This is a genomic window from Promicromonospora kroppenstedtii DSM 19349 (assembly GCF_000515355.1).
Classification (GTDB): domain Bacteria; phylum Actinomycetota; class Actinomycetes; order Actinomycetales; family Cellulomonadaceae; genus Promicromonospora; species Promicromonospora kroppenstedtii.
The window spans coordinates 90,120-101,108 of sequence record NZ_KI911710.1 but is presented as its reverse complement, the minus strand read 5'-3'; the positions used below and the strand labels follow the sequence as shown (position 1 = coordinate 101,108).

Genomic DNA, 10,989 nt, shown 5'->3' with positions numbered 1-10,989 from the left:
ACGCGCCCAGCGCGGGTCCGTCGCCCTCCAGCCCGGCCCGGCCCTCCGACGTCGTACCCGGCAGGGCGATGACCTCGCCGCGTTCCCCGCGGGTGCAGGTCACGAGGTGCACCGGCCGCCCGGCCGCGGCGAACGCGGCCAGCAGGCCGCCGGTCGACAGCGTCTCGTCGTCCGGGTGCGCGTGCACCGCCAGCAGCCCGGAGAAAGCACTGAGTGCTGGGCCTTCGCCCGCGGAACGAAAGTTCATGGGCGAAGGTCCAGCACTCAGCGGTGGGACGTCAGGAACGCTTGGCGCGAGCCGTCGCGCGGGCGCGGTCCGTGGCGTTCAGGAGCACCTTGCGGATGCGGACGACCTCAGGGGTCACCTCGACGCACTCGTCCTCCTGCGCGAACTCGAGGGACTCCTCGAGCGTCAGCTTGCGCGGCGGGATCAGGTTCTCGAAGTTGTCGGCGGTCGAGGACCGCATGTTCGTCAGCTTCTTCTCCTTGGTGATGTTGACGTCCATGTCCTCGTTGCGCGAGTTCTCGCCGACGATCATGCCCTCGTACACCTCCTGCGTGGGGTCCACGAAGAAGGAGCCGCGCTCCTGGAGGTTGATCATGGCGAACGGCGTCACCTTGCCGGAGCGGTCGGCGACCAGCGAGCCGGTCATGCGCGACTCGATCGGGCCGTGCCACGGCTCGTAGCCCTCGGAGATCGACGCGGCGATACCGGTGCCGCGGGTGTCCGTGAGGAACTGGGTGCGGAAGCCGATGAGGCCGCGCGCCGGGACCATGAACTCCATGCGGACCCAGCCGGTGCCGTGGTTCGTCATGGTCTCCATGCGGCCCTTGCGCTGGGCGAGGAGCTGCGTGACGGAGCCGAGGTACTCCTCGGGCACGTCGATGGTCATGCGCTCCATCGGCTCGTTGACCTTGCCGTCGATCGTCTTGGTGACGACCTGCGGCTTGCCGACAGTGAGCTCGAAGCCCTCGCGGCGCATCTGCTCCACCAGGATGGCCAGCGCCAGCTCACCGCGGCCCTGCACCTCCCAGGCGTCCGGACGCTCGGTCGGCAGCACCTTCAGCGAGACGTTACCGATGAGCTCGGAGTCGAGGCGGTCCTTGACCTGGCGGGCGGTGACCTTGTGGCCCTTGCCGCCCTTGCCCGCGAGCGGGGAGGTGTTGATACCGATGGTCATCGAGATGGCCGGGTCGTCGACCGTGATGAGCGGCAGCGGACGCGGGTCGTCGAGGTCCGTGAGGGTCTCGCCGATCATGATGTCCGAGATGCCCGCGACGGCGACGATCTCGCCGGGGCCGGCCTTGTCCGTCGGCACCCGGTCGAGCGCCTTGGTCTCCAGCAGCTCGGTGATCTTCACGCTCTGCAGGCTGCCGTCGTGGCGGGCCCACGCGACGTTCTGGCCCTTGGACAGGGTGCCGTTGTGGATGCGCAGCAGCGCGAGGCGGCCGAGGAACGGCGACGCGTCGAGGTTGGTGACGTGCGCCTGCAGCGGCACGCCCTCCTCATAGGTCGGGGCCGGGATCTTGTCAAGGATCGTGGCGAACAGCGGCTCGAGGTCCTCGTTGGCCGGCAGGCCGCCGTCGGCGGGCTGGTCGGTGGAGGCGCGGCCGGCCTTGGCGGACGCGTACACGACGGGCACGTCGAGGATGGCGTCCAGGTCGAGGTCCTCGACCTCGTCCGACAGGTCGCCGGCCAGACCGAGCAGCAGGTCGGTGGTCTCGGCGACGACCTCGCTGATGCGGGCGTCGGGGCGGTCCACCTTGTTCACGACGACGATGACGGGCAGCTTCGCGGCCAGCGCCTTGCGGAGCACGAAGCGGGTCTGGGGCAGCGGGCCCTCGGACGCGTCGACCAGCAGCACGACGCCGTCGACCATGGACAGGCCGCGCTCGACCTCGCCACCGAAGTCGGCGTGGCCCGGGGTGTCGATGACGTTGATGGTGATGCCCTCGGGCTCACCGCTCGCCGCGGCCGCGGGGCCGGCGTACCGGATCGCGGTGTTCTTGGCGAGGATCGTGATGCCCTTCTCGCGCTCCAGGTCGCCGGAGTCCATGACCCGGTCCTCGAGGTGCTGGCGGGCACCGAACGCGCCGGCCTGCCGAAGCATGGCGTCCACGAGCGTGGTCTTGCCGTGGTCGACGTGGGCCACGATCGCGACGTTACGCAGGTCGGATCGGGTCGCACGGGCCGAGGTCGGCGCGGTTGCAGGCACGGTCACGGAGCACTCATTTCCAGAAGGGAGGTCAGGGGCGCGGACTCTGGCCCGAACGGACCGGTCTCGCAGCACCACCCATCTTACCCGCGAATCGAAATCGCCAGGTGTCGACCGTGTCACTGTGCGGTGAACACCCCCGGACGCAGCAGACCCTCGGGTCACCGGAGTGACCCGAGGGCCTGCCACGTGCTCACGAGGAGCGGGTCAGCCGCCGATCTCCAGGCTCGCGCCCGGGATCGCCGCCAGGAGGTCCTGCGTGTACTCCTGCTGCGGGTTGTCGAACACCTCGTCGGTGGTCGCGTGCTCCACGATGCTCCCGTCCTTCATCACGGCCACCAGGTCGGCGATCTGCCGGACCACGGCCAGGTCGTGCGTGATGAACAGGAAGGACAGCCCGAGCTCGGCCTGCAGGTCGTTGAGCAGCGTCAGGATCTGCGCCTGGACCAGCACGTCGAGCGCCGAGACGGCCTCGTCGAGCACGAGCACCTCGGGCTTGAGCGCCAGCGCACGCGCGATGGCGATGCGCTGCCGCTGCCCGCCCGACAGCTCGTTCGGGAACCGGCGCATGGTGGCCTGCGGCAGCGACACCATGTCGAGCAGCTCGCGCACCCGCGCCTCGCGGGACTTGCGGTCACCCACCTTGTGCAGGACGAGCGGCTCCTCGATCGACCGGAAGATCGAGTACGTCGGGTCCAGTGACCCGTACGGGTTCTGGAACACCGGCTGCACGCGGCGGCGCAGCGAGAACTGCTCCTTCGCGGACATCTTGCCGACGTCCTTGCCGTCGAACATGACGGTGCCCGACGTCGGCTCCAGGAGACCCAGCACCATGTTGGCCGCCGTGGACTTGCCGGATCCCGACTCGCCCACCAGCGCCAGGGTGTGGCCCTTGGGCAGCGTGAAGTCGATGCCGTCCACCGCGGTGAAGTTCGTGTGCGAACCCGGCCGGGAACCACGGATGTGGAACACCTTGGTGAGGTCCTTGGCGACGACGACGTCGGGCACCGTGGCCTCCGCCTCGTCCGCGTGCTCGGCGAGCAGCTCGGAGGACTCCAGGCCACGCTCGTGCGCGGACTGGATGCGGCGGGACGCCAGCGACGGGGCCGAGGCGACGAGCCGCTTGGTGTACTCGTGCTGCGGGTCCTGGAGGATCTGCAGCGCGGGCCCGGACTCGACGATCTTGCCCTTGTACATCACGACGAGGTGCTCGGCGCGCTCGGCGGCCAGGCCCAGGTCGTGCGTGATGAACAGGACGGCGGTCCCGAGCTCGGCGGTCAGCCCCTCCAGGTGGTCCAGGATCTTCTTCTGGACCGTCACGTCGAGCGCCGAGGTCGGCTCGTCCGCGATGAGCAGCTTGGGCCGCGAGGCCAGACCGATCGCGATGAGCGCGCGCTGGCGCATACCGCCCGAGAACTCGTGCGGGAACTGGCGCGCGCGCCGCTCCGCGTCGGGCAGGCCGGCCTCACCCAGCAGCTCGGCGACGCGCGCGGTGCGCTCTGCCTTGCTCCCCTGGAAGCCGTTGGCGACGAGCGCCTCGTCGATCTGCGTGCCGATGCGCCAGACCGGGTTCAGGTTGGACATCGGATCCTGGGGTACCAGGCCGATCTCGCGGCCGCGCAGGTCCTCGGTCTGCTTGCGGCCCAGCCCGACGAGCTCACGCCCGCCGAACGAGATGGACCCGCCGGTCACCTTGCCGGTGCCCGGCAGCAGGTCGATGATCGCGTGCGCCGTGGTGGACTTGCCGGAGCCCGACTCGCCCACGATCGCAACGGACTGGCCCGGGTAGACCGTGAGGTCCACGCCGCGGACGGCGTCGACGACACCGGCCGCCGTGGTGAACGAGATCTTCAGGTCCTTGATCTCGAGCAGCGGGGTGCTGTCGTCGCGCTTCTCGGCGGGCACCGGGGCGTCCTCGGTGGCCCCGTCGGTGAGGGTGATCGTGGTGGTCATCGCTTCCTCGCCTTCGGGTCGAGGGCGTCGCGCACGACGTCGCCCAGCAGGATGAAGCCGAGCACGGTGAAGGCGAGTGCGGCGGCCGGGTAGAACATGATCTCCGGGTTGGTCCGGATCGAGGCCCGCCCGTTGGACAGGTCACCGCCCCAGGAGACGGTCGAGGGGTCGAGGCCGATACCGAGGAACGTCAGCGTGGCCTCGGCCACGATGAACGTACCGAGCGCCACCGTCGAGTAGACGATGATCGGCGCGGCCGAGTTGGGCAGCACGTGCTTCCAGAGGATGGCGCCACGGCTCATGCCGAGCGCCTTGGCCGCCGTGACGAACTCGTTGTTCTTCACGCTCAGCACGGCACCTCGGGTGATCCGGGCGATGGTGGTCCAGCCGAAGGAGGCCAGCACCAACGCGACCGCCAGGGCGCTGCGGGACGGCACGATGCTCAGGATGACGATCGCGGCCAGCACGAACGGCACGGCGAAGAAGATGTCGGTCAGGCGCGACAGGATGGTGTCGAGCCAGCCGCCGTAGTAGCCGGCGATCGCGCCGACGACCGTGCCGAGCAGCACCACGAAGGTGGTGGTGAGCAGGCCGACCAGCACCGAGGCCTCGGCCCCGTAGAGCGTCCGCGTGTAGATGTCGCAGCCGTTCTTGTCCGTGCCGAAGAAGTGCTCGCCCGACGGCGGGAGGAGCGAGTTCGCGAGGTCGCAGCCCGAGCGGGGCAGCTGGTCGGTGAACAGACCGGGTGCGATCGCCACGACGATCACGATGACGATCATCGCCGCGGAGACCCAGAAGAGCACCCGGTGGCTCATCTCTCGCCACGCCTCCTGCCACATGCTGGAGGGTGCCGTGTCCGTCGAGACGGCGTCCACCACACCCACCTTGACCTCTTCGGGTGCGGCCACGTAACGGTCCTGGCCCGGACGCGGGGCCTTGTCGTAGCGGTTCTCAGGCATAACGGATCCTCGGGTCCAGGACGGCGTAGAGCAGGTCCACGAGCAGGTTGGCGACGATGTAGATGAGCACCAGCACGGTCGACAGGGTCACGATCGTGACCGACTCGCCGCGCTGGATCGCGTTGAACAACGTGCCGCCGACGCCGTTGATGTTGAAGATGCCCTCCACGACGATCGACCCTGCCATGAGGTTGCCCAGGTCCACACCGACGAAGGTGACGACAGGGATCAGCGAGTTGCGGAGCACGTGGCGGTTGACGACCCGGCCGCCGGAGAGTCCCTTGGCACGCGCGGTGCGCACGAAGTCGGCCGTGGCGTTCTCGATGACCGAGGTGCGGGTCAGGCGCAGGATCTGGGCGAACGACGTCGTGGCGAGCACCACCGCCGGCATCAGCAGGCTGACGAAGTCGGGATCTCGGCCGGCGGTGACGGGCAGCCAGTCGAGCTGGACCCCCACGACGATCTGCAGCACGAGGCCGGTGACGAAGGTCGGCAGCGCGATGAGCAGCAGGCTGAACACGAGCACCGTCGAGTCGAAGAACTTGCCCTTGCGCAGGCCGGCGAAGAGACCGAAGGCGATACCGAAGACCGTCTCGATGACCAGAGCCATGATCGCGAGCTGGAACGTGATGGGCAGGGCCTCCACGACGACGTCCGACACGGGGCGGCCGGTGAACGTGCTGCCGAGGTCGAAGGTGAAGATGCCCTTCAGGTAGTACAGGTACTGGACGATGAACGGCTGGTCGAGGTGGAACTGGGCGCGGATCTGCTGCTGCACGGCTTCGGGCAGCCCTCGCTCACCACCCAGTCCGGCCACGGGGTCACCAGGGCGCAGGAACACCAGCGCGTAGAGCAACAGGGTGGCGCCGAGAAACACAGGGATCACCTGCAGCAGCCGGCGACCGAGATACCAAAGCATCGAGAATTCTCCTTGGGCGGTTTCAGCGAACCATTCTCCCGGATAACTCCCGGGTGACGCGCCGCAGCACAGTCGAAGGCGGGGCACGCATGGTGCGTACCCCGCCTCACCTGGAGCGGAACGTCACGCCGGGGTACCGGTCGTGATCAGGCTCACTCCGACTTGGTCACCTGGTACAGGATCGGGTCGCTGTCCCAGCCGAACACGACGTTGTCGACGGACTCGGACCAGCCGCCGGTCGCGTTGTTGTACCAGAGCGGAATGCCCGGGAGGTCCTGGAACAGGATCGTCTGGGCCTCCTTGTAGAGCTCGATCGCCGCGTCCGGGTCGGACTCGCCGTTCGCCTCCTTCAGCTTGGCGTCGAACTCCTCGGACGAGTAGCCCATGTCGTTCGAGCCGGCGCCCGTGCCGTAGATCGGGCCGAGGAAGTTGCTCATGGCCGGGTAGTCGGCCTGCCAGCCGCCGCGGAAGAGACCCTTGATCTCCTCGTTGTCACGCGCGTCGAGGAACTCGTCGAACGTGGGGTAGGCGTCGAACTCGCAGTCGATGCCGAGCGTGTCGCGGATGCCGTTGCAGGTCGGGTCGATCCACGACTGGTGGTCGCTGTCCGCGTTGGAGGCGATGAACAGGGGCTCGTCACCCCACGGCTCGATCTCCTCGGCCTGGGCCCAGAGCGCCTTGGCCTCGTCCGGGTTGAAGTCGAGCACCTCGTTGCCCTCGAGGTCCTCGGTCCAGCCGTTGATGACCGGCGAGGTGAAGTCGGTGGCGGGGGTACGCGAACCGGAGAAGACGGTCTCCGTGATCGACTCGCGGTCGATCGCCATCGAGATGGCCTGACGGCGCAGCAGGCCGGCCTCGCCGGACAGCTTCTCGTTGTACTCCGGGACGTTGATCACCTGGATCACGGCGGCGGGCTGGTTGACCGCGCGGTCGCCCAGCTCGTCCTCGAACGTGCCGAAGGCGGAGGCCGGGACGTTGGTGACGATGTCCAGGTTGCCGTCGAGCAGGTCGTTGTACGCCGAGTCCTCGTCGGTGTAGGCGACCAGGTCGACACCACCGTTCTGGACCTCGCGCTCGCCCGCGTACGTCTCGTTCGGGCGCAGCTCGATCAGGGAGTTGTGCTCCCACGTCTCCAGGACGTAGGGGCCGTTGCCGATCGGGGCCTCGCCGAACGCCTCCGGGTCCTCGAAGAACGACTCGGGCAGCGGGTAGAACGCCGAGTAGCCCAGCCGCAGCGGGAAGTCAGACTCGGGCTGCGCGAGGGTCGCGGTGAACTCGGTGTCGCTGACGACCTCGAGGCCCGACATCTCCTTGGACGCGGGCACCTCGCCCTCCTTGGGCGCGCCCTCGGCGTCGAGCTGGTCCTCCGCGAGCTGGAGGTCGGTGAACCCCTCGATGGGCTCGAAGAAGTAGCTCAGGTTCTGCGCGTTGGGGCCGTAGGCGCCGTAGTTCCAGGCGTCCACGAAGCTCTGGGCCGTGACGGGCGTGCCGTCCGAGAACTCCCAGCCGTCCTTGAGCGTGATCGTCCAGACCTTGTTGTCGTCCGACTCGATCGACTCCGCGACCTCGTTGTGCACGACACCCTCGGCGTCGTAGTAGACGAGACCGGCGAAGACGTTGCTCGTGACCTTGGACCCGAAGGTCTCGTTGGTCATGGTCGGGATGATCGGGTTCTGCGGCTCACCGTTGCCGACCGTGACGATGCCGGTGCTGGCACCCTCACCGGTCTCTTCGCCGCCGCCGCCACCGCCGCAAGCGGTCAGCACGAGCGACGAGGCGAGCGCGAACGCGCCGAGCCCCATAAGTCGCTTTCGAGGTGTCACGTGTCCTCCTGGGTAGCAGTACACCCCGGTGCGGCGGGTGCCGTCCGGAGCGATGCGGACGCTTCGTTGCGCCCCGTGGTATCACGGAATAACGTAACCGCTCCCTGCCCCCGCCGATGACCACCACCATGGAAACGCCACCGAGTTGTGACCATCTCGGTATGTGGGAGTAACACCGGGTAACAGTTCTGACCAGGCGGTTCTCACAGCCGTAACACAGGCGCCGAGAGGCCTTCGACCAGGAAATTCACCCGTTGCCTCCAGCCACCACCCGGCCGTCGCGCAGCTCCACCACCCGGTCGGCCCGCGCCATCAGCTCCGGGTCGTGCGTCGAGACGACGGCGGCCACGCCGCGCTCGTGCACCACCCTGGCCAGCAGATCCATCACCACGGCCGCCGTGCCCGAGTCGAGCTGACCGGTGGGCTCGTCCGCGAGCAGCACCTCCGGGTCGGCGACGAGCGCGCGGGCGATGCCCACCCGCTGCTGCTGCCCGCCCGAGAGCTCGTACGGCCGCTGCTTCGCGTGCCCGCCGAGGCCGACGGCGTCCAGCGCCTCCGCCACCCGCCGCGAGCGCTCGTCCTGCGGGGTGCGCCGCAGGCGGAGCGGGACCTCCACGTTCTCCGCGGCGGACAGCACGGGCACCAGCCCGAACGACTGGAACACGTAGCCGATCCGGTCGCGCCGCGCGGCCAGCACGTCGCGCTCCCCCAGCGCGGACAGCTCGGCGTCGCCGAGCCACACGCCGCCCGACGTCGGCCGGTCCAGCCCGCCGAGCAGGTTCAGCAGCGTCGTCTTGCCCGAACCGGACGGGCCGCGCACCACGAGCAGCTCGCCCGCGGCCACCTCGAGGGTCGCGTCCGCCAGCGCGCGCACCTCGCCGGCACCGGTGCCGAACACCCGGGTGAGGCCCTGGGCACGCAGCACGGTGCGGGCCGGGGTGGTGGTGGTCATCGGTCCTCCTCGGTGGGGGTCTCGCCAGGCGCGACCGGCGGGTGCGGTTCGATCAGCGGGGCCGGCTCGACCTGCGGGTGGGACTCCGCCGTCTGGCCCGGCGCAGCCGGCCACACGCCCACGTGGTCGGGCTCCAGCGCCAGCCGCACGCGGTCGCGCAGGTCGAGCGCGTGCACGAAGTCCTGCGGCAGCTGCAGCCGGCCGACCCGGTCGACCACCGCGAACTCCTCCGCGACGTGCCGCTCTGCGCCGTGCTCGTCGACCTCCGTGCGGCGCAGCGTCTCCGTCGACGTGCGGCCGTCTCGGATCTGGACGGTGCGCGCGACGTGCTCGGACACGGTCGGGTCGTGCGTCACGATCAAAGTGGTCACGCCGGTCTCGCGGTTGACGCCACGCAAGGCCTCCAGCACCTCGACCGAGGTGGCCTCGTCGAGCTCGCCGGTGGGCTCGTCGGCCAGGAGCACGCGCGGGTTGTTGGCCGCGGCCACCGCGATGGCGGTGCGCTGCTGCTCGCCGCCGGACATCTCCCCCGGCCGCCGACCGGCCACGTGCCCGACCTCCAGCAGCTCGAGCAGCTCCTCGACCCGGCGCGCGCGCTCGCGCCGCGGCAGCGAGCCGGCCAGCTCCAGCGGGAGACGCACGTTCTCCGCCGCGGTGAGGTAGGGCAGCAGGTTGCGCGACGTCTGCTGCCAGACGAAGCCGACGGTGGACCGCTGGTAGCGCACCCGCTCGGCGTGGCCCATGGTCAGCAGGTCGGTGCCTGCCACCACCGCGGAACCGCCGGTCGGCGTGTCCAGGCCCGACAGGATGGTCAGCAACGTGGACTTGCCGGAACCGGACGCGCCGACGACGGCGACGATCTCCCCGGGCTCGACCGTCAGCGTGAGGCCCTGCAGGGCCTGCACCTCCACGCCGTCGGTGGCGAAGATCCGCACCAGGTCGGCGCACCGGATCTCGCCGCCTTCCGCGGGCCCGGCCGAGGCCGGTGCGCCGCCCGTCAGCTCGATGGTCGTGCTCATCGGTTCTCCCTCATGTCAGTCGTTGCTCCCCATCCGGAGCTGGGCGGCCACCTCGCCGCGGCGGCTCAGTGCCGCCGCCACGCCGACCGAGGCCAGCACCACCACCACGAAGCCGACGGCGGCCGCGCCCAGCAGCGCCGGGTCGTACTGCGCGTCGGGCTGGGTCGGGCCCCCCGTCAGCGCGGTGACGTCCACGGCGGCCAGCACCACCTCCGGCACCACCACGCCGAGCACGGCGCCTATCACGAGGGCCACCACCGCCCACGGCCCGATCTCCCAGCCGACCAGCCCGCGGCCCTGCCGGGGCGAGAGGCCGAGGGTCTGCAGCACGGCGAGCAGCCGCGCCCGTGCGGGGGCGGCGAGCATGAGCGTCATCACCACGGCCCCAGCGCACAGCAGGCCCGCGAGCAGCACGGCCAGCACGAACGCGACGGCCAGCCCGCCCGAGACGGGCGCCGCCAGCACGGCGTCGGCCTCCTGGTCCGGGTCCTCCACGACCGACGACGGGAGCAGCCGGGAGATCTCGCCCGTCACGGCGGCGCGGTCGGCGTCGTCGGTCAGGCCCACGAGCGCGAGACGCGCGTAGGTGACGTCGCCCGTGGCCTCGGCGAGGCGGTCGCCGTCGGCCAGCACGAGCGAGCGGCCGGCCGGCAGTCCCGGGAGCTCGTCGACCACATCGACGACCTGGACGGGCACGTTGCCCGCCTGCGTCGTGAGCGTGATCCCGGTGGTCCCCGGCCCGACGCCCGGACCGGCCGCACCGGGGGTGAGGATCACGGGGAGCGCCCCGTCGGCGTCTGCGCCGCCCTCCCCGGCCAGGTCGGTCAGCACCTCGGGGGCGCCCTCGACGTCCTGCTGTGCGACGGCCAGCTCGGCCGCGTCCACGGTCCACACCTCGGCCCGCGGCGAGGAACCCGCTCCCTGCAGCACACCGTCGCCGACGTCGCCCACCGGCGACACGGCGGCGACGCCGTCGATCGCCGCCACCTGCTCCGCCACCGGCGCGTCGACAACGGGACCCGAGACGCGCAGGTCCGCGCCGGTCGCCCGCCAGGCCTCGCGGACCACGCCGCCGGAGACCGTGGAGTACAGGACGGCCGAGGTCGCCGCGACGGCCACCGCGAGCACGAGCGCGATCGCCGGGACGG

9 protein-coding genes are annotated in these 10,989 nt (G+C 70.3%); all 9 read right to left on the bottom strand.

Going from position 1 to position 10,989, the window contains the following annotated elements; genetic code table 11:
• On the bottom strand, positions 1 to 247 hold a 247-nt coding region (locus PROKR_RS19855; RefSeq protein WP_036966157.1), incomplete at its 3' end, for a PIG-L family deacetylase.
• A 31-nt stretch (positions 248 to 278) separates the two neighbouring features.
• Entirely contained in the window at positions 279 to 2,222 is a 1,944-nt protein-coding gene (gene typA / locus PROKR_RS19850) for a translational GTPase TypA (RefSeq protein WP_425414918.1), read from the bottom strand.
• A gap of 201 nt (positions 2,223 to 2,423) precedes the next feature.
• Entirely contained in the window at positions 2,424 to 4,169 is a 1,746-nt protein-coding gene (locus tag PROKR_RS19845; RefSeq protein WP_142039013.1) for a dipeptide ABC transporter ATP-binding protein, read from the bottom strand.
• On the bottom strand, positions 4,166 to 5,128 hold the full coding sequence (locus tag PROKR_RS19840; RefSeq protein WP_036966155.1) for an ABC transporter permease: 963 nt from the start codon (positions 5,126 to 5,128) through the stop codon (positions 4,166 to 4,168). The genes PROKR_RS19845 and PROKR_RS19840 overlap by 4 nt, the downstream gene beginning before the upstream one ends.
• Complete coding sequence (locus PROKR_RS19835) at positions 5,121 to 6,047, bottom strand: ABC transporter permease (protein WP_036966152.1); 927 nt, start codon at positions 6,045 to 6,047, stop codon at positions 5,121 to 5,123. Before PROKR_RS19835 ends, PROKR_RS19840 begins: the two co-directional genes overlap by 8 nt.
• Before the next feature lie 152 nt (positions 6,048 to 6,199).
• Positions 6,200 to 7,870, bottom strand: coding sequence for an ABC transporter substrate-binding protein (locus PROKR_RS19830; protein ID WP_084800553.1), 1,671 nt, complete (start codon positions 7,868 to 7,870; stop codon positions 6,200 to 6,202).
• 247 nt (positions 7,871 to 8,117) lie between these two features.
• Positions 8,118 to 8,822: an ABC transporter ATP-binding protein gene (locus PROKR_RS19825; protein ID WP_036966146.1), complete on the bottom strand. Its 705-nt coding sequence runs from the start codon at positions 8,820 to 8,822 to the stop codon at positions 8,118 to 8,120.
• Positions 8,819 to 9,841 (bottom strand): ABC transporter ATP-binding protein, encoded by a 1,023-nt coding sequence (locus tag PROKR_RS19820; protein WP_036966143.1) that lies wholly within the window; start codon positions 9,839 to 9,841, stop codon positions 8,819 to 8,821. Before PROKR_RS19820 ends, PROKR_RS19825 begins: the two co-directional genes overlap by 4 nt.
• Before the next feature lie 15 nt (positions 9,842 to 9,856).
• The coding region (locus tag PROKR_RS19815; protein WP_036966140.1) for an FtsX-like permease family protein at positions 9,857 to 10,989 on the bottom strand (1,133 nt) is incomplete at its 5' end.

What these genes read in the sequence shown, in the direction of transcription:
- PROKR_RS19845 (WP_142039013.1), bottom strand. Translation starts at nt 4,169, where the DNA reads ATGACCACCACGATCACCCTCACCGACGGGGCCACCGAGGACGCCCCG.
- PROKR_RS19840 (WP_036966155.1), bottom strand. Translation starts at nt 5,128, where the DNA reads ATGCCTGAGAACCGCTACGACAAGGCCCCGCGTCCGGGCCAGGACCGT.
- PROKR_RS19835 (WP_036966152.1), bottom strand. Translation starts at nt 6,047, where the DNA reads ATGCTTTGGTATCTCGGTCGCCGGCTGCTGCAGGTGATCCCTGTGTTT.
- PROKR_RS19825 (WP_036966146.1), bottom strand. Translation starts at nt 8,822, where the DNA reads ATGACCACCACCACCCCGGCCCGCACCGTGCTGCGTGCCCAGGGCCTC.
- PROKR_RS19820 (WP_036966143.1), bottom strand. Translation starts at nt 9,841, where the DNA reads ATGAGCACGACCATCGAGCTGACGGGCGGCGCACCGGCCTCGGCCGGG.